Annotated in this window: 21 protein-coding genes; 10 read left to right on the top strand and 11 right to left on the bottom strand. The window is 68.2% G+C overall.

The window, feature by feature from the left end; genetic code table 11:
- The first annotated feature begins 282 nt into the window (after positions 1–282).
- From sucC to purH, 7 genes are all read left to right on the top strand, one after another.
- Positions 283–1449: an ADP-forming succinate--CoA ligase subunit beta gene (gene sucC / locus NI2_RS02375; RefSeq protein ID WP_067485387.1), complete on the top strand. Its 1167-nt coding sequence runs from the start codon at positions 283–285 to the stop codon at positions 1447–1449.
- Positions 1450–1461: 12 nt separating this feature from the next.
- Positions 1462–2379, top strand: coding sequence for a succinate--CoA ligase subunit alpha (sucD, locus tag NI2_RS02380; protein WP_067485390.1), 918 nt, complete (start codon positions 1462–1464; stop codon positions 2377–2379).
- 201 nt (positions 2380–2580) lie between these two features.
- A complete protein-coding gene (locus NI2_RS02385; RefSeq protein ID WP_067485393.1) occupies positions 2581–3603 on the top strand; it encodes a DUF5336 domain-containing protein in 1023 nt (340 codons plus the stop codon).
- A gap of 189 nt (positions 3604–3792) precedes the next feature.
- Positions 3793–4899: an RNA-guided endonuclease InsQ/TnpB family protein gene (locus NI2_RS02390; RefSeq protein ID WP_067485397.1), complete on the top strand. Its 1107-nt coding sequence runs from the start codon at positions 3793–3795 to the stop codon at positions 4897–4899.
- Positions 4900–4976: 77 nt separating this feature from the next.
- Complete coding sequence (locus NI2_RS33490) at positions 4977–6464, top strand: cell division protein PerM (RefSeq protein WP_067485400.1); 1488 nt, start codon at positions 4977–4979, stop codon at positions 6462–6464.
- Between the two features lie 56 nt (positions 6465–6520).
- A complete protein-coding gene (purN, locus tag NI2_RS02400) occupies positions 6521–7177 on the top strand; it encodes a phosphoribosylglycinamide formyltransferase (RefSeq protein ID WP_084475788.1) in 657 nt (218 codons plus the stop codon).
- Entirely contained in the window at positions 7174–8739 is a 1566-nt protein-coding gene (gene purH / locus NI2_RS02405) for a bifunctional phosphoribosylaminoimidazolecarboxamide formyltransferase/IMP cyclohydrolase (protein ID WP_067485407.1), read from the top strand. Before purN ends, purH begins: the two co-directional genes overlap by 4 nt.
- A 56-nt stretch (positions 8740–8795) precedes the next feature.
- On the opposite strand, the gene NI2_RS02410 is transcribed toward purH, so the two are convergent.
- From NI2_RS02410 to rpmB, 5 genes are all read right to left on the bottom strand, one after another.
- A complete protein-coding gene (locus tag NI2_RS02410) occupies positions 8796–9227 on the bottom strand; it encodes a hypothetical protein (RefSeq protein ID WP_166655729.1) in 432 nt (143 codons plus the stop codon).
- Positions 9228–9295: 68 nt separating this feature from the next.
- Positions 9296–9553 (bottom strand): 30S ribosomal protein S18, encoded by a 258-nt coding sequence (rpsR, locus tag NI2_RS02415; RefSeq protein WP_067485410.1) that lies wholly within the window; start codon positions 9551–9553, stop codon positions 9296–9298.
- Positions 9554–9585: 32 nt separating this feature from the next.
- Entirely contained in the window at positions 9586–9891 is a 306-nt protein-coding gene (gene rpsN, locus NI2_RS02420) for a 30S ribosomal protein S14 (RefSeq protein ID WP_067485412.1), read from the bottom strand.
- The gene (rpmG, locus tag NI2_RS02425; RefSeq protein ID WP_011211511.1) at positions 9891–10061 is read right to left on the bottom strand and encodes a 50S ribosomal protein L33; all 171 of its coding nucleotides are present in this window, start codon (positions 10059–10061) and stop codon (positions 9891–9893) included. Before rpmG ends, rpsN begins: the two co-directional genes overlap by 1 nt.
- A gap of 8 nt (positions 10062–10069) precedes the next feature.
- On the bottom strand, positions 10070–10306 hold the full coding sequence (gene rpmB, locus NI2_RS02430) for a 50S ribosomal protein L28 (RefSeq protein WP_067485415.1): 237 nt from the start codon (positions 10304–10306) through the stop codon (positions 10070–10072).
- A gap of 104 nt (positions 10307–10410) precedes the next feature.
- Here rpmB and mrf point away from each other — a divergent pair, with 104 nt between their 5' ends.
- The 3 genes from mrf to rpmF are packed head-to-tail and all read left to right on the top strand — an operon-like array spanning position 10411 to position 12158.
- Entirely contained in the window at positions 10411–11715 is a 1305-nt protein-coding gene (mrf, locus tag NI2_RS02435; RefSeq protein WP_174552170.1) for a ribosome hibernation factor-recruiting GTPase MRF, read from the top strand.
- The gene (locus tag NI2_RS02440; protein WP_067485418.1) at positions 11712–11978 is read left to right on the top strand and encodes a type B 50S ribosomal protein L31; all 267 of its coding nucleotides are present in this window, start codon (positions 11712–11714) and stop codon (positions 11976–11978) included. The genes mrf and NI2_RS02440 overlap by 4 nt, the downstream gene beginning before the upstream one ends.
- A 3-nt stretch (positions 11979–11981) precedes the next feature.
- Positions 11982–12158, top strand: coding sequence for a 50S ribosomal protein L32 (gene rpmF, locus NI2_RS02445; protein WP_067485420.1), 177 nt, complete (start codon positions 11982–11984; stop codon positions 12156–12158).
- Between the two features lie 123 nt (positions 12159–12281).
- Here rpmF and NI2_RS02450 read toward each other — a convergent pair whose 3' ends face one another.
- The 6 genes from NI2_RS02450 to NI2_RS02475 all read right to left on the bottom strand — a co-directional run bounded on the left by NI2_RS02450 (position 12282) and on the right by NI2_RS02475 (position 18373).
- The gene (locus NI2_RS02450) at positions 12282–12506 is read right to left on the bottom strand and encodes a hypothetical protein (RefSeq protein ID WP_067485421.1); all 225 of its coding nucleotides are present in this window, start codon (positions 12504–12506) and stop codon (positions 12282–12284) included.
- A 496-nt stretch (positions 12507–13002) separates the two neighbouring features.
- Entirely contained in the window at positions 13003–13782 is a 780-nt protein-coding gene (locus NI2_RS02455; protein WP_067485422.1) for an MHYT domain-containing protein, read from the bottom strand.
- Positions 13775–14401 carry a GTP-binding protein gene (locus tag NI2_RS02460; protein ID WP_225278646.1) on the bottom strand — a complete coding sequence of 209 codons (627 nt, stop codon included), beginning with the start codon at positions 14399–14401 and terminating at the stop codon, positions 13775–13777. The genes NI2_RS02455 and NI2_RS02460 overlap by 8 nt, the downstream gene beginning before the upstream one ends.
- The gene (locus NI2_RS02465) at positions 14382–14753 is read right to left on the bottom strand and encodes a DUF742 domain-containing protein (RefSeq protein ID WP_067485423.1); all 372 of its coding nucleotides are present in this window, start codon (positions 14751–14753) and stop codon (positions 14382–14384) included. Before NI2_RS02465 ends, NI2_RS02460 begins: the two co-directional genes overlap by 20 nt.
- A 6-nt stretch (positions 14754–14759) precedes the next feature.
- Entirely contained in the window at positions 14760–15164 is a 405-nt protein-coding gene (locus tag NI2_RS02470) for a roadblock/LC7 domain-containing protein (protein WP_067485424.1), read from the bottom strand.
- On the bottom strand, positions 15161–18373 hold the full coding sequence (locus tag NI2_RS02475) for a sensor histidine kinase (protein ID WP_067485426.1): 3213 nt from the start codon (positions 18371–18373) through the stop codon (positions 15161–15163). Before NI2_RS02475 ends, NI2_RS02470 begins: the two co-directional genes overlap by 4 nt.
- Between the last annotated feature and the right edge of the window lie 163 nt (positions 18374–18536).

The following is an 18536-nucleotide window of genomic DNA, read 5'->3' on the forward strand; positions in this document are numbered from 1 at the left end:
ACGTAGTAGATGGCGGGGTGTTCCCCCTTTAGGTGTTCCGACCTGCCACGGCACCGAAAAACTACTCACCAGTAGCCTTGGCCAGCGGTTTTGGTGACCTCCCCGCACCCGTCGTGACCTGCGCCACTTAGGATGAATGTGGTCGTTTAGCCCTCCCCGTGACTAGTTAGAGTCCGACCGACCCGCTAGCTGACCCCTCGAGCGACCTGCAACCAGTCGCTACGGCAAGTCGGGCCGCCAACAAAGACGTTGTCATAGCAACGCAGACGAGACGGTGAGTACATGGATCTCTTCGAATATCAGGCGAAGGAGCTCTTCGTTAAGCACGGAGTGCCTTCGTCCGAGGGTCGTGTTTGCGACACGGCCGAAGAAGCACGCGCCATTGCCGAGGAAATCGGCAAGCCGGTCATGGTCAAGGCGCAGGTCAAGGTAGGCGGTCGCGGCAAGGCGGGTGGCGTGAAGTACGCCGCCACCCCGGAAGACGCGTTCACCCACGCGCAGAACATCCTCGGCCTCGACATCAAGGGCCACATCGTCAAGAAGCTTCTGGTCGCCGAGGCCAAGGACATCGCGGAGGAGTACTACATCTCCTTCCTGCTCGACCGCTCCAACCGCACCTACCTGGCCATGTGTTCGGTCGAGGGCGGCATGGAGATCGAAGAGGTCGCCGAGAAGACCCCCGAGCGGCTGGCCAAGATCCCCGTCGACGCCGTGAAGGGTGTCGACCTGACCTTCGCCCGCGAGATCGCGGAGAAGGGCCACCTGCCCGCCGAGGTGCTCGACGCCGCGGCCGTGACCATCCAGAAGCTGTGGGAGGTCTTCACCAAGGAAGACACCACGCTCGTCGAGGTCAACCCGCTGGTGCGCACCCCGAACGACGAGATCCTCGCCCTCGACGGCAAGGTCACCCTGGACGAGAACGCCGAGTTCCGTCAGCCCGGCCACCTCGAGTTCGCCGACGTCGACGCGACCGACCCGCTCGAGCTCAAGGCCAAGGAGAACGACCTCAACTACGTCAAGCTCGACGGTGAGGTCGGCATCATCGGCAACGGCGCCGGTCTCGTCATGTCGACCCTGGACGTCGTCGCCTACGCGGGCGAGAACCACGGCGGCGTGAAGCCGGCCAACTTCCTCGACATCGGCGGCGGCGCTTCGGCTTCCGTGATGGCCGCGGGTCTTGACGTGATCCTCGGTGACGCGCAGGTCAAGAGCGTGTTCGTCAACGTCTTCGGTGGCATCACCGCGTGCGACGCCGTGGCCAACGGCATCGTGGGCGCGCTCGAGGTGCTCGGTGACGCGGCCACCAAGCCGCTGGTCGTTCGCCTGGACGGCAACAACGTCGAAGAGGGTCGTCGCATCCTCGCCGAGGCCAACCACCCGCTGGTGACGCTGGCCCAGACCATGGACGAGGGCGCCGACAAGGCTGCCGAACTCGCCGCAGCGAAGTAAGGAACAGCGAACATGTCCATCTTCCTGAACAAGGACAACAAGGTCATCGTCCAGGGCATCACCGGCGGCGAGGGCACCAAGCACACCGCGCTGATGCTGAAGGCGGGCACCAACGTCGTCGGCGGCGTCAACGCGCGCAAGGCCGGTACCACGGTCAAGCACACCGACAAAGACGGCAACGAGATCGAGCTGCCTGTGTTCGCTTCCGTGGCCGAGGCCATGGAGAAGACCGGCGCCGACACCTCCATCGCGTTCGTGCCCCCGGCCTTCTCGAAGGACGCCATCATCGAGGCCATCGACGCGGAGATCCCGCTGCTCGTGGTCATCACCGAGGGCATCCCGGTGCAGGACTCCGCCTACGCGTGGGCCTACAACGTCGAAAAGGGCGAGAAGACCCGCATCATCGGCCCGAACTGCCCCGGCATCATCACCCCCGGCGAGGCGCTGGTCGGCATCACCCCGAACAACATCACCGGCAAGGGCCCCATCGGCCTGGTGTCGAAGTCGGGCACCCTGACCTACCAGATGATGTACGAGCTGCGCGATTTCGGTTTCTCCACCGCGATCGGCATCGGCGGCGACCCGGTCATCGGCACCACCCACATCGACGCCATCGAGGCGTTCGAGAAGGACCCCGAGACCAAGATCATCGTGATGATCGGCGAGATCGGTGGCGACGCCGAAGAGCGCGCAGCGGCCTACATCAAGGCCAACGTGACCAAGCCGGTCGTCGGCTACGTCGCGGGCTTCACCGCCCCCGAGGGCAAGACCATGGGCCACGCGGGCGCGATCGTGTCCAGTGGCGGCGGCACCGCGCAGGCCAAGCAGGAAGCGCTCGAGGCAGCGGGTGTGAAGGTCGGCAAGACGCCGTCCGCCACCGCCGCGCTCGCTCGCGAGATCCTGGAGAAGGCGTCCATCGCCTCTGCGTAATCCGCAAATCACACTGTCGAAGGCCGCTTTCAGGTTTAGCCTGGGCGGCCTTCGTCGATTCATCCACAGGCGGTGGTTTATCCACAGCCTGCATCGGTAGGTGATGACCGCGGGCGTGGCGTGCAGTAGCGTCAGGTATCGGATCAGGCACCAGTCAGTTCGACGCGACCGATGCGCACGACTCGACAAGGAGACGACGACATGTCCTACCCGACAGGGGGCTCCGGGTACAACGCACCCGCGACACCCGCCGCGCCCGCGCAGGGCCCGAGCACCGGAGCCGCCGCGGCTGCGTCCGTGGACGACGGTGGCGCCAAGGGGCTGCCCTTCATTCTCACCGCCGCGGGCGCCGGACTCGGTGTTGTCACCTTCCTGCTCGGCTTCGCGCCGTTCATCGGTTTCTCCCTCGGGGCGAAAACCGAGACCAGCAGCATGTTCGATTCCAGTGCGGGCGGTTACGCGGCGCTGATCCTGGCCGCCGCGATCGTGGCCGGTCTGTCGCTGCTGCCCAAGCTGAACAACCTCCCCGTGGCCGTCGCTCTCGCCGCGGCCGGATTCGTGGGCATCGTGGTGGCGCTCATCAGCATCGAGAGCGCGGAACTGCAGTGGGGCGCCTTCGTCGTCTCGGTCTTCGCGTTCGTCGTCACCGTGTTGCTCGTGGTCGCGCTGCTGTTCCAGCTCGGCATCATCAAGCCGCCTGCGCCCAAGCCCGCGCAGCCGCAGCAGCCGGGTCAGTACGGGCAGTACGGCCAGCAGGGTTACGGGCAGCAGGGATACGGCCAGCCGGGTCAGCAGCAGTCCTTCGGTCAGGGTGGTTACGGCCAGGCCTCGACCGGTGGGCAGTACCCCACGCAGTCGCCCTACGGTCAGCAGAGTTCGCCGTCGATGCCGCAGGCGCAGCAGCCGTCCTACGGTCAGCCGGGTCAGCAGCAGGGTTACGGTCAGCCGCAGCAGCAGTCGCCCTACGGCCAGCAATACGGCGCCGCGCCGCAGCAGCAGCCCTACGGTGGGGCCCCGCAGGCGCAGCCGCGTCCCGATGAGAGTGCCACCCAGACCTTCGGCGGCCAGCCGACCGGTCAGCCGTTCGGTGCCCCCAATTACGGTGGCGCGCAGCAGGGTTCGGCACCGCAGCCCGGGCAGAGTCAGCCGTTCGGTGGCGAGCAGAACGCCGACCCGGCGGCCGACGCGACCACCGCGTTCCGTCCCAGCGACGACCAGAAGTAGGAAAAACCGACGGCTGGTTGTGGCCCCAGGTTTCGATCGCGAGCCCACAGGTGTGCCTGTGGGCTCGCGGCGCGCCTGACCCGCGCTCGCCGGGGAAGCTGCCACGCTGAATTGACGTCGGCCATATCGCGCGGAGACACGGCAATTCCGTGCCCGTCTCTTACATTCTGATGTGCTAATTTGTAAGCCATGTCGCAGGTGGTGAAGCGGGCCTACAAGTTCCGCTTCTACCCGTCCGGTGCACAAGCCGCGGAGCTGTCGCGCACGTTCGGATGTGTTCGCCTGGTCTGGAACAGAGCATTGGATGCGCGGCAGCGTCGTTACGCGACGGAGTCGAAGTCGACCACTTATGTGCAAGCGTCCGCTGAACTGACCAAGTGGAAGAGCTTGCCGGAGTTGGCATTCCTCAACGAGGTCTCCTCGGTTCCGCTCCAGCAGGTGCTCCGGCATCAGCAGGCGGCCTTCGCGGCGTTCTACGCCAAGCGCGCCCGCTACCCGAGATTCAAGTCGCGAAAGCGTTCGCGTGCGTCCGCCGAGTACACCCGATCGGGTTTCCGGTGGCGCGGCGGGGAACTGACTCTCGCGAAGATGGCCGAACCGCTCGATATTCGGTGGTCCCGGCAGATGCCAGACGGGGCAGTACCGTCGACAGTCACCGTTTCGTGTGACAGCGCGGGTCGGTGGTTCGTGTCCTTGTTGGTAGAGGAGACCGTCGCCGCGCTGCCATCCACACCGCAGACAGTCGGCGTCGACGTAGGGTTGACCTGTTTGGCTGTCCTGTCAACGGGGGAGAAGATCGTCAATCCTCGTCACGAGCGTGCCGACCGGCGCAGGCTGGCGAAGGCACAACGCGACCTGGCCCGGAAGATGAAGGGGTCGAACAATCGGGAGAAGGCCCGCCGAAAGGTGGCGCGTATTCATGCCCGGATCACCGACCGGCGTACCGATTTCCTGCACAAGTTGTCCACGAGACTGATTCGCGAGAACCAAGCGGTCGCCATCGAGGACTTGACAGTGCGCAACATGGTCGCCAACCACGCCCTGGCCCGTGCGATTTCGGACGCGAGCTGGCGGCAGCTGCGTTCGATGCTGGAGTACAAAGCGGACTGGTACGGCCGCGAGGTGTTGGTGGTGGATCGCTGGTACCCGTCGACCCGGGTGTGCTCGCATTGCGGTGCATTGCACGCCAGGCTGCCGCTGGACGTTCGCGAGTGGACTTGCCGCTGTGGCGCCGTCCATGATCGGGATGTGAACGCGGCTCGTAACATCCTCGCTGCCGGGCTGGCAGAGAGGTGAAACGCCTGCGGAGTCGGTATAAGTCCGGTCGGGAGTTCTCCCGACCGGCGGCCGATGGTGATGCAGGAATTCCCGCCGTGTACGGCAGGGAGGATGCCAAGAGCTCCCGTAACGCCTCCCGTAACCCCGTCCCCGGGGTCGAGCCGCCCTGGTGGTCGCTGCCACCGGACCGGGCGCGGGCCCTGCTGCTCGTCGCCGCCCGGCCGACGATCTGCGCGCTGACGGCCATGATCGTCGTGGTGCTGCTGGTGATGCTCACCTCGGGCACCGAACTCACCAGTGCGCCGGGCGCGGTCGCGGCCACCTGGCTTGCGGCTCATCAGATTCCGCTCACCGTCGGCCGGACCACCCTCGGTCTGCTGCCGCTGGTACCGACCGTCGTGCTGGTGTGGCTGGCCGCCCGCGAATGCGCACGAGCCGTGCCGAATCAGCCGACGCCGGTCGACCTGGGCTGGCTCACCGCCGCCGTACTCGCCGGGCCGCTCGTCATGACCTCGGTGTGCCTGGCCGTTGTCGGTGATGCCGCGGGCGTCACGCCACTCGAACCGCCCGGTGTCGGCATCGCTTTCGGCTGGGTGCTGGTGCTGTACCTGGCCGCGGCTGCCGCCGGGATCTGCGCCCGCGCCTGGGATTCGCTGTGTGCGCTGCTCCCCGTGGAAATCCCGGAGTGGGCGGTACTCGGCGCGCGCGCCGCCCGCCGCACCGTGCTGCGCATGCTCGGCTGCGCGGCGCTGGCGACGGTGATCTCGTTCGGCACGCACCTGTCCCGCGTCGGCGAGACCTATCAGCAGGCACACGATGTGACCGATGTGCTCGGCATGACCCTGCTCTCGCTGCTCTACCTGCCGAACGTGATCGTCGGCGCCGCCGGGATGCTCAGCGGTGCCGCGGTGCAGTTCGGGATCGGATCGGTGGGATTGTTCGGTGTGAGCGCCGGGCAGGTGCCGCCGATCCCCGCGTTGATCCCGCTGCCCACCGGTCCCGCCGCCGCGTGGTGGCCGGTGCTGCTGCTCGTACCGCTGGCCGTCGGCGTGCTCGGCGGCGTGGAACTCGGCCGCACGAGCGACGATCGCCCCGGTGCGCCGTGGGCGACGCTCACCTGTGCCGGCCTGTCGACGCTCACCTTCCTGGTCCTGGCGATCCTGAGCAGCGGTCAGCTCGGCGCCGTCGGTTGGGTGGGGCCCGATCTGTTGATGCTGATCGTGCTGATGGTCACCTGGTTCGGTTTCGGCGGCTTCGTCGGCATGGTCTTCGCCCGCCGCTTCCTCGCACCGGCCGTCGAATACGACGACTACTCCTACGACGAGGACGACGACTACTACTACGAGGACGACGAAGACGAGGACGACGACTACGCCGACGATCACGACGACGCCGACGACGACCACGAATACCCCGCCGACCCGGCTGTGGAAGTCGACGCCGAACTCGTCGAGGATATCGACGACGAACCCGAGGTGAGCATCGCCGCCCCCGGCTCGACGACCCCACCGACCGACGACATCGTCGACGCCGAGGTGGTGGAGCCGGACCTGCCGGAGGGTGACGGGGACACCGGTCGTTAAGCTCGACCCGGCGCATCGTCGATCGCCGCCACCCGACCACACGCAGGAGTAGAGCGCTGACGTCCTCGTTTGCCCAGTGGAAGCCCGCACGGACCCCGGCCATCGTCGTCGTCCTCGCCTCGGGCACCGGCTCGCTGCTCAACGCACTACTGGCCGCCGCCCGCGAACCCGGTTACCCGGCGAAGATCGTCGCCGTGGGTGTCGACCGGGTATGCCAGGCCACCGAACACGCCGAGGCCGCGGGCGTCGACCACTTCCGGGTCGCGGTCAAGGATTTCGACGACCGAGCCGCCTGGGACCGGGCGCTCACCGACGCGGTCGCCGCGTTCGAACCCGACCTGGTCGTCTCGGCAGGCTTCATGAAGATCGTCGGCCCCGCGTTCCTGGAACGCTTCGGCGGCCGGTTCATCAACACCCATCCCGCGCTGCTGCCGTCGTTTCCCGGCGCGCACGGTGTGCGTGACGCGCTGGCCTACGGCGCCAAGGTCACCGGCTGCACGGTGCACCTGGTCGACGGCGGGGTCGATACGGGCCCGATCCTCGCGCAGGAGGCGGTCGACGTGCTGCCCGGCGACGACGAGGCCGCGCTGCACGAGCGCATCAAGGTTGTCGAGCGACGGTTGCTGGCGCAGGTCATCGCCGCCGTCGCGACGCGAGGCATTGTCTCCGACGGACGAAAGGCAGAGATACCAGATGAGCGAGCACACCGGTGAGTGAACGTAAGGCGATCCGCAGGGCGCTGGTGAGCGTCTACGACAAGACCGGGCTCGTCGAGCTGGCCACCGGACTGCACGCCGCGGGCGTGGAGCTGGTGTCGACCGGTTCGACCGCGGGCAAGATCGCCGAGGCGGGCATTCCGGTCACCCGGGTCGAGGACCTGACCGGTTTCCCGGAGACCCTCGACGGCCGCGTGAAGACGCTGCACCCGCGCGTGCACGCCGGCATCCTGGCCGACACCCGCCGCGCCGAGCACCTCGACCAGCTCACCGAGCTCGGTGTCGAGGCGTTCGAGCTCGTGGTGGTCAACCTCTACCCGTTCACCCAGACCGTGGCCAGCGGCGCCGGTGTGGACGAGTGCGTGGAGCAGATCGACATCGGCGGTCCGTCGATGGTGCGTGCCGCCGCCAAGAACCACCCGTCGGTCGGTGTGGTCGTCGACGTCACCGACTACGACGACGTGCTCGCGGCCGTGAAGTCGGGCGGCTTCACCCTAGCCGAGCGGACCGCGTTGGCCGCCAAGGCCTTCCAGCACACCGCGAACTACGACGTGGCCGTGGCGAGCTGGATGGGCTCGGTCGCCGTGCCCGCCGTGCAGCCCGAGACCGAGCAGTTCCCGAGCTGGGTCGCCGGTTCTTGGGAGCGGGCCGCGGTGCTGCGCTACGGCGAGAACCCGCACCAGGCCGCGGCGCTGTACACCAGCAACGACGGCACCGTCGGCATCGCGCAGGCGCAGCAGTTGCACGGCAAGGAGATGTCGTACAACAACTACACCGACGGTGACGCCGCCTGGCGCGCCGCGTTCGACTTCGACGAGCCCGCCGTGGCGGTCATCAAGCACGCCAACCCGTGTGGCATCGCCGTCGGCGCCGATATCGCCGAGGCGCACCGCAAGGCGCACGCCACCGATCCGGTGAGCGCCTACGGTGGCGTGATCGCCGCCAACCGTGAGGTGAGCGTCGAGATGGCCGAGCAGGTCGCCGAGATCTTCACCGAGGTGATCGTGGCCCCCGGCTACGCGCCCGGTGCCGTCGAGGTGCTGCAGCGCAAGAAGAACGTGCGCGTGCTGGTCGCCGAGCCGCCGCGCCGCAAGGGTGTGGAACTGCGTCCGATCAGCGGCGGTGCGCTGCTGCAGGACCGCGACGTGCTCGACGCCACGGGCGACGACCCGGCCAACTGGACTCTCGCCGCCGGTGATCCCGCCGACGCCACCACGCTGGCCGATCTCGAATTCGCTTGGCGCGCTTGCCGTGCCGTGAAGTCGAACGCGATCCTGCTGGCCGACGACGGCGCCGCTGTCGGCGTCGGCATGGGCCAGGTGAACCGGGTCGACTCCTGCAAGCTCGCCGTGGAGCGCGCGGGGGAGCGGGCCAAGGGTTCGGTCGCCGCCTCGGATGCCTTCTTCCCGTTCTCCGACGGCCCGCAGATCCTGGTCGCCGCGGGCGTGCGTGCCATCGTCCACCCGGGTGGTTCGATCCGCGACAAGGACACCGTGGAACTGTGCAAGGAAGCGGGCGTCACGCTGTACCTCACCGGGGCGCGCCACTTCGCGCACTGAGTTCGCTCGCCCCGCAACGGGTGCCGCGCCGTCACGGTGCGGCACCCGTTGCCGTTTCAGGCCGCGTCGACGACCTGCCGGGAGCCCAGCGGCGCGTCGAGGGTGATCTCCAGCGTGCCGAGGACGGCCTCCATCGTGCACATCCGCCCGACGGCGTCGGCGGGGGTACCGGCACGCAGTGCGACGGTGACCGTGTCGGCCGTTTCGGTGACGGTGGCGTCGACGCCGTTGCACTGGGGATTTCCGGTCTGGAAGTCGACCGCGATGGTTGCCTCGCCCACCCGGCGCCACGCGGTGAACGGCAGCGGATGCGGGTCGACCAGGTTCGGGTCGGCGGTGAACGGCCGGCCGACGCCGGGACCGGTGCTTTCCGGGCGGGTGTTCGTCGGTGCCGAGGTGGATGTGGTGTCCCCGGAACTCGCGCAGGCCGGTGCGAGCAGCACGGCCAGGCTCGCGACGAGGGCGAAGCGGCGCGACAGCGGTGTCATGGCGTCCACCCTAGCCACGGCACGAAAACGGCCCCGGAGCACCAGCTCCGGGGCCGTCTGTCACGAGCTCACTTGGTGGTCGTGAACGGCAGCAACGCCATCTCGCGCGCGTTCTTCACCGCGACGGCGACCTGACGCTGCTGGCGCGGGGTCAGGCCGGTGACGCGGCGGCTACGGATCTTGCCGCGATCGGAGATGAAGGTGCGCAGCAGGTTGACGTCCTTGTAGTCGACGTACTCGATGCCCGCGGCGATCAGCGGGTTCTTCTTCGGCTTGCGGCCCTGCTCGGCGCGTGCCTTCTTGGACGGTGCTCGCTTCACTGCCATGGGATTTTCCTTCTCACGAGATCAGTGGGTGTCTACCAGCTCGATTTGTGGACCCCAGGGAGCTCGCCCCGGTGGGCCATCTCGCGCACACGTACCCGGGAGAGCCCGAACTTCCTGAGATGGCCGCGTGGCCGACCATCGGCTGCATCCCGATTGCGCAATCGTACCGGACTGGCATCGCGGGGCTGGGCGCGCAGTTCGGCCTGGGCCGCCGCGCGCTCGTCGTCGCCGGTGCCCGGCTTGCGGATGATCTCCTTGAGCTCGGCACGGCGCGCGGCGTAGCGCTCGACGATCACGCGCCGCTGCTCGTTACGGGCGATCTTCGACTTCTTCGCCATCAGCGCTCCTCGCGGAAGTCGACGTGCTTGCGCACGACGGGGTCGTATTTGCGCAGGACCATCCGGTCCGGGTCGTTGCGGCGGTTCTTGCGGGTGACGTAGGTGTAGCCGGTGCCCGCGGTGGACTTGAGTTTGACGATCGGCCGCAGTTCGGTCGATTTCGAGGCCATGGGTGCTCCTAGATCTTGTCGCCACGAGCGCGGATACGGGCCACTACGGCCTCGATCCCGTCGCGGTCGATGGTCTTGATGCCCTTGGCGGAGACCGTCAGCGTGACGCGGCGGCCCTCGCTGGGCAGGTAGTAGGTCTTGCGCTGGATGTTGGGGTTCCAGCGGCGGTTCGTGCGCCGGTGCGAATGCGAGACGGCTTTTCCGAAGCCGGGCTTGCGTCCGGTGACCTGGCAGTGGGCCGACATGCGACCTCCCTCCACGGTTATGACAACCATTTTCGACAATGCTTATTCCGCACTGTACCGTTGCCCCTGAAGTAAATGAAAATCGTTATCGAAAGGGGTACCGGGTGCTTGACCAGTCCGACCGGAGAACACCCGTGGTGCTGCTGGCCGGTTTCGCCGGACCCGCCATGACCGGCGTCGAGCACATCGCGGCGGTGCTGAGCGAGGATGCGGGCACGGTCGTCGTGCACCACGACCTCGCCGAACTGCGCGAGGGCGTGGTCCGGCGCACGGTGCGCACCGCGGGCAACGTGACGACCACGGTGCTCGAACTGGCCCACGGCTGTGTGTCGTGCACGCTGCGCGCCGATCTGCTGCCGATGCTGTGCACGCTCGCCGCCCGCGAGCCGGTGCGGCGCATCGTGCTGGCCCTCGACCCGGCCATCGAGGCCGAGGCGCTGTGCCACGCGATCGAGACCGTCGAGGTGACCGGTGTCGCCGACCGGGTCGACGGTCCCGCCGCCCGGAATGTGCGCATCGAGGCCGTGCTGACCTGCGTCGACGGCGACCAGTGGCTCGCCGACGCCACGGGTGACGAGGCGCTGGCCGACCGTGGTCTCGCCTCGGCCGACGACGAACGAACCGTCGCCCAGGTGGCCGTCGGCCAGGTCGACTTCGCCGACGCGCTCGTGGTGCTCGCCGACGGTGTGGAGCCCCTCGACCGCGAACGCCTCGACGCGGTGCTCACCCGGCTGGCGCCCGGCGCACCGACCGCCTGGCTTCCCGACCTGTCCGGTTTCGACGCCGTGGAGATCGGCGCGCTGCTCACCCGCGTGCCCGACGATGCCCGGCGCGGCCGTATCTTCGACGCCCACGCACCGCTGCTGCGCGGTCAGCCGCCGCTGAGCACCGACTGCGGTGTGTCGATCATCGAGTTCGCCGCCCGCAGGCCGTTCCATCCGGCCCGGCTGCACGACGCCCTCGACGTGCTGTTCGACGGTGTGGTCACCGCGCGCGGCCGGATCTGGCTGGCCACCCAGCCCGACCAGGTGGTGTGGCTCGAATCGGCCGGCGGTGGGCTGCGCGTCGGCGGTGCGGGAAAGTGGCTGGCCGCGATGACGCCCGAGGAGCAGGCCGAGGTCGATCCGGCGCGGCGCGCGATGGCGGCGCTCGGCTGGGACGACCGGTTCGGCGACCGCGATGTGTCGCTGGTGATCCTCGCCCACGACGCCGACCCCGCCGAGATCCGGCACGCCCTGCACTGGGCGCTGGTGGAGGACGACGAACTGCTGCTCGTCGATCGCGCCCCCGAGCGGGTCGCGTTGTGGGAGGACCCCTTCGGCGAATGGCACGAAGACCCGTGCGCCGACCCCACCGAGGCTCCGGCCGCGGCGAGCGAGCGCACCAACCCGAGAGGAGAAACGGCATGAAAGCGGGCATCCACCCCGACTACCACCCGGTCGTGTTCGAGGACGCGAACACCGGCAAGAAGTTCCTGACGAGGTCCACGGCCACCAGTGACCGGACCGTCGAGTGGGAGGACGGGAACACCTACCCGCTGCTCACCGTCGACGTGACCTCGGATTCGCACCCGTTCTGGACCGGCACCGCGCGCAATCTCGACACCCAGGGCCGGGTGGAGAAGTTCGAGCGCCGCTACGGCAAGCGTTCGCGCCCGGGCAAGGAGGGCTGAGACATGGCGGTTCCCAAGCGCAGGATGTCGCGCTCGAACACCAGGAGCAGGCGTTCGCAGTGGAAGGCCGAGGCGCCGCAACTCGTCCCGGTGACCGTGGCGGGTGTCGAATATCGGGTGCCACGTCGTATCGTTGGTGCCGTACGGAAGGGCCTGATCGATCCCGCGCGGATCTCCTGACCTTCCCAGGGTGTTCGAGAGCCGGTTCGGAGGGGACAACCCGAAGCGGGGTATCGGACAAAATGCAACGGCCTGCCGGGGTGTGAACCCCGACAGGCCGTTGCCATGTCAGCCGGTTACTTCTCAGCCTTCTTGCTCGGCGAGGGCGACCAGTGCGACGGCGAGCTTGATGTACTTGTTGGTGCCGAGGTCGGCGATCGTCTTGATCTTCAGCGCGTCGAGCAGCTGCTGATCGACGCCTGCGGCGAGCCCCGCGAGGGCCGACGGCGGCGCGGACAGGATTTCCTTCAGCGTCTTGTTCTCGTATTCCTTGTCGAGAACTTTGTCGAGCACCACGTTGACGGCCATGCGAACTCCTTCGAACGAACCTTGGATGTGCCGGGCGAGACGAAAGCGCCCTGCGGGGACGATAACCCGCGCGAGGCTCGGATGTGGGCCTAACGCACCGTCTGCCGTGTGAGCTGCGAAGCATGGTGTCCAGGGGGCTTACTGGGCACTTGTTATGCCTGGTCAGGGGCCTGTCCGGGAGGTGGGGGCAATCGCCCGGTTACCGTTGTGACGCATGCCACGTGGACTTGCCGCTCGGGAAAGCTTGCCGAGCGATTGCTGAACGCCCAGATACCAACTCGGGGTTTGTTTTTCGGCACAGGAAAATTCCTGAATCACTGATGCGTAGTCCTGCACGGGTATGTACTCTCGTGCGGGAGGGCGGGTTCTCCTACCAAGGAGAACCCGCTCATCGCCACTTCAGGGGCGGTTTTCGCCCGAATCCACCACCGCCGGGCCGCATTCGGGCAGCGGGGCGGAAGACGGTAAAGATTCCGGCAAACCGGACGTTAGCCAGTTACCGCGCACCGACGGTTTCGGCCTTCTCGGCGGCCTCGATGGCCTCGCGCCGATCGGGTGCGACCAGAATCGCCGTGATGGGCACCGTGAGGCCGAGCGAACCGAGCACGAACATCGGGAACACCAGGTCGAACAACTGCAGTCCGTCGGGTGTGCGAGCGCCGGGGTTCACGTCGAATTCCAGCGCGCCGACCGCCGTGTAATACAGCGCCGCGACACCGACGGCGAACAGCAGTGACAGCACCACGCGCAGGGCGATCAACCGCACCGTCTGGCCGGCCCACAGCACGCCCGTGCACAGCGCCATCGACATCAGCAGTACGAGCCCGATGAGGCCGAGCGACTCCTTCACGGTGCCCTGCACCGCGAGCGCGTCCAGGGTGAGATAGGTCGACAGACCGACACCCAGCCCCATCGTCAGCCCGCCGATCACGAGCCGAGGCAGATCCAGCCTGCGCCCGCCGATCAGGAATCCGGCGAACACGGCGATCACCGCGATGGCGGCCGAGGCCGTGCCGAGGGCCAGGTTGTAGCGCACCGCGCTGCCCTCGACGTGAATGCCGAGCAGCGCGACCGAATTCGCCAGCCACAGGCCGACGCCACCGAGCGAGACGGCGGCCATCGTGAGCCACACGATGCGGAACCGCACCGAGTACTTGGCGTGGCGCACACACGCGAACGCCACGACCGCGCCGACGGCCGACAGATCGAAAGCCAGCCACGCCACGCCCGTACCGCGACCGAACACCTCCGCTCCGGTCGCGAGCAGATCAACCACGCCTGCCAGCTCCCTCGAATTGCTGCGGTTCGAGCTGGGCGATGGCGTATTCGGTCACCGCCGCCAGTGCCTGACGCACCTCGACGGCGTTGCGAGCGTCGATGTCGACGATCGGGATACCCTCACGCACCGACAGCGCTTCGCGCAGTTCGGCGATCGGGAAACGCGGGGCGTTCGGGAAACGGTTCACCGCGATCAGGAACGGCAGCCCGCGCGCCTCGAAGAAGTCGACGGCGGCGAAGCTGTCTTCCAGCCTGCGGGTGTCGATCAGCACCACCGCGCCGATGGCGCCGCGGATCAGGTCGTCCCACATGAACCAGAACCGCTTCTGGCCGGGCGTGCCGAACAGGTACAGCACCAGGTTGCCCGGCAGCACGATGCGGCCGAAGTCCATCGCGACGGTGGTGGTCTCCTTCTCCGGCGTCTCGGCGAGATCGTCGATGCCGTCGGAGAAATGGGTCACCATCGCTTCGGTGCGCAGCGGAACGATCTCCGACACCGAGCCGACGAAGGTCGTCTTCCCGGCGCCGAAACCGCCCGCCACCACGATCTTCGTCGAGGCGACCCGTTGCTCGGGTGCCTGCTGGCGCGGTGCGCCCTCAGAGGCCACGGAGTCCACGCAAAGTCCTCTCCATCAGTGATCGGCGTTCGTCGTAGCTCGCCTGCTCGGTCAGCGTCGAGTGCACTCGAAGTATCCCGCCCACAACGAGATCGCCGATCATCACCCGGACCATACCCAGTGGGCGTGACAGGTATGCCGCGATCTCGGCTACCGAGAGGCGATGTGTGGCCAGGCGCACTATCTCACTTCGTAGATCGCCTGCGGGCCATTCCAGGTGTGCGGTATAGGAAACCGTCTCCACGACCGCCTCCAAGGGCAGCGCGATCGCGGGTTCGGTGCGGCCTGCGGTCAGGGCATATGGCCTGACGCGTGTGGTCGGCCGGATTTCGGATCCGTACGGGCTCGACATCTCACCTCAGCCGGCGGAGCGGGCGGTGGCGGTGACCGCCGAGCCCACCCGGTCGACGAGCAGTGCCATCTCGTAGCCGATACGGCCGATGTCATGGCTCTTGTTGGCCAGAACCGCCAGGTGCGAACCGTTTCCGACGCTCATCACCAGCAGATAGCCGCGCTGCATCTCGACGATCGACTGCATCACCTTGCCGCCGTCGAACAGCTGCGCCGCACCGGTGGACAGGCTCGCCAGGCCCGCGGTCACCGCCGCGAGTTGTTCGGCGCGGTCCGCGGGTAGATGCGGGCTGGTCGCCTGCAGCAACCCGTCGGCCGAGACCAGCACCGCGTGCGAGACGCCGGGCACGTCCCGGGTGAAGCGGGCGACCAGCCAGTTCAGATTCTCGTCTGTGGGGTGCGCGTTGCTCATTCGAGGCCTCCGTCGTTGTACTGGATCTCGGCACGGCCACTGCGGACGCCGCTGAGATGTCGGGTCAAGTTGTTGCGGATCTCCTCGGGATCGCGGGCGCCCGCTTCCTCGGCTGGTGCCAGTCCGCCGGGCACCAGCTGTGCGCCCGGTTTACGGATCGGCAGTCCACCGGAGGTGCGTGCGGAGGTCGGTGGCTTGTCCGCACTGGCCGCCGCCGTCCATCCCGCGTCGCCGGGGGAGCTCCATGATGCCCCGTTCGACGCGGATTCGCTTGCGGCTGTGGAAGGTTCGACGAGCCACTCGGAAACCATGCGCTGATAGATCGGCGTCGGCGCCTCACCGTTGACCGGCTGCAACCTGGTCGAGGAGGTGGGCACGGGGTCGGCAGCGGTGTCCTCGACGGGCTCGGCCGGCTCGGGTGGTGCTTCGTCGAGCGGTTGCAGGCGCGCGGAGGAATCCTGGCGCTGCTCGTCGACCGGTTGCACGACGGCGGACGGGTTCTCCTCGGACCGGTCGGTGTCCGAGCCGCTGCCGTCGAGCGAGTGGAGGCCGGCCGGCTGGGCGGTGTCCGGGCCGGAGCTCGAGCCGCTGTCGAGCCGATGGAGATCGGCCGAGAACGCCGGATCGCGGCGATCGTCGAGTGATCCCGAGTGGGATCGCTGTGTCGCGTCGTCGGTGTCGGCGCGGCTGCCGCCCGATCGTTGCGGGAGAGCCGACGGTGTCGCGTCGGCCGGGTCGCGGCGCCCCTCGGAAGGTCGCGGGTCGGGCGAGGCCGGACCGCTGTCGAGCGAGCGCGGGTCGGCCGAATCGGTGCGAGCGCCGCCGAGCGGTTGCAGGCGCACGGGAGCGGCCGGGCTTTGTGCCTGACGCCCGTTCGAATCGTGCTGCGGCGCTTCGTCGGAGCGGTTGCGCGTCGGTAGGGGCCAGGCGGCCGTCGGCTGAGCCGTGGTCGGCCGGACGGGCGGCGGGACCTGCCAGGACGCGGACGGGGTGCGCTGGGGAAGCCCGGTGGACTCGGTCTTCGGCTCGGGGAGGTCCTCGACCGGGTGTTCGGCCCACAGCCCGCTCGGCGTCTCCTCGACCGGCTCGGGTTCCGGCGATGCCGACGGAACCCGTTGCGGCAGACCGGCCTTGGTGAGTGGCGCGCGGTACTCGCTGGCGTCGTAGGCGCCGGTTGTCGAACCGTATTGCGGCGGCACCAGCGGGTTCGCCACCGGGAGCAGCGGGTTCGGTGCGCCGACCGGCATGACCGGATTGGGTCCGGTGATGTCGGCGGCCGTGAGTCCCGACGGGACAAGCGAATTCGGTCCGGTCGACACCAGCGGATTGGGCCCGGTGGCCGGACCCGACGAGGGCGGCGGGGGCGCGACGAGCGCACTTGGCAGATGCACGCTCGCGGTGATCCCCGGCTGCGGCGCCGAACCGTTGGTGCGGCGCAGGCTCACCGTGATGGTGTGCCGCTTGGCGAGCCTGCCGACCACGAAAAGACCCATCCGGCGGGCGGTTTCGATGGTCACCTCACCACCGGAGGCGAGTCGCTCGTTGGTGGTGCGCAGATCGTCGGCCGACATGCCGAGGCCGCGGTCGGTGATCTCGATCAGGTACCCCCCGTCGACGGCCCGGCCCACGATCACGGCCACCGAGGTGCTCGGCGGCGAGTAGCGCAGCGCGTTGTCGATGAGCTCGGCGAGCAGGTGCTCGATGTCGACGGCCGACTCACCGGCGACCACGCCGTCGGGCACATTCCCGATCTCGACCCGCTGGTAGTCCTCCACCTGCGACACCGCGCTCCAGAGCATGTCCGACAGCGGTACCGGCGGCAGATGACCACGGCGCAGGGCGGTACCGGCGAGCACGAGCAGGTTGTCGCCGTTGCGGCGCATGCGGGTGGCGAGGTGGTCGAGACGGAACAGGGTCTGCAGGCGCGAGGGGTTGTCCTCGTCGTGCTCGAGTTCCTCGATGAGCGCGAGCTGCTGCTCGACCAGCGACTGGCTGCGCCGCGACAGCGTCTCGAACATGTTGCCGATCTGCAGGCGCAGTCGCGCCTGATCGGCGGCCAGGTTGAGGGCCTGCTCGTGCATCTCGTCGACGGCGCGGGCGAGCTGACCGATCTCGTCGGTGGAGTGCACGCCCACCGGCGCGATCTCCGGGGTCGCGCCGCCGCTGCGCACCACGGCGAGCTCGTCGGGCAGCTTCACGTGCGCCACCTCGAGCGCGTCGCGGCGCAGCCTGCGCACCGGCACGACCAGCGTTCGCGCCACCGCGAGCGCCAGCGCCAGACCGGAGAGCAACATGCCGAGCACCAGGGTGGCCTCACGCAGCGCGGCGGTCTGGGCGGTCGAAGTGTTGAGGTCGAGGGTCTTGTCGATCTCGTCGAGCAGACCGGAGATGGTCGCCGCGTAGGTGTCGGCGCTGACCTGCAGGGTGTTGAGCACCGCCGCGTTGGTCGTCGGGTCGCCGTTGTTCTGGCTGAACACGCTGATCCTGGTCTGGACCGCGTCGAGCAGCGAGGCCATGCTGCCCGCGTTGCCGGGCAGGATCATCGCGTAGGTCTTGATCATGGTCTGCTCGGAACCGAGCTCGACCAGCATCCGCGCGCGAGCGCTCTGGCTCGTTCCCGCGTCGGGCGACACGACCAGCGTGCGTTCCCGGGTGAGCACCCGCCGCGCCTGGTGCAGCGCGGTGAGCTGCAGGAAGTAGCGCTGCACGACGTAGTCCTCGACCACCGGGGTCTTGGCGAGGGCGTTGCCGATGCGTTCACCGATCTCGTCGGTCTGTTCGCCGACCATCGCGGGCGAGCCGCTGCGCACCGTATTGCGCAGCGTGGCGCCGGTGGTGGTCGCGGCGGTGAGTTCGTCGGCGACGGCCCGATCGATGCTTGCCATGCGCAGCGCGCTCTGCACCTCGGCGAGGGCTTGGTCGTAGGTGGTGAGCGCGGCGTCGGTCTGTGGGTCGGCGATCGCACCCCAGTTGGCGGTCGCGGCGACGGCGAGTTGTTCGGTGGCGGTGGCGAATTTGACGACGGGCCGGATGACGGCGGCCTGTTCGGTCGCCGCACCGAGTTGGGTCATGGTCTCTAGTTCGGCATTGATGCGCAGCACGGCGAACGTGGTCGCGAGCATCACCGGCAGCACGAGAACCACACCGACCTTGCGCGTTACCGACCAGTTCGACAGGCTGAATTGCCAGGAGCGCGATGCAGGTTCCATCCGCGTGCGTTGCCTCTGCTTCCACGTGTGACCCCGGCCCGCGCGGGGGAGGTCGCGGACCGATGCGAGCGCAGAACCAACTGAAGGTCTTCTTTTATCGCAGGAAAGATACCGTGCCGGGTGGTCAACGGCAATCCGGGCAGGACGGCCCGAAATCGCCGAA

Origin of the sequence: Nocardia ignorata NBRC 108230, from assembly GCF_001612905.1 — a bacterium.
GTDB lineage: Bacteria > Actinomycetota > Actinomycetes > Mycobacteriales > Mycobacteriaceae > Nocardia > Nocardia ignorata.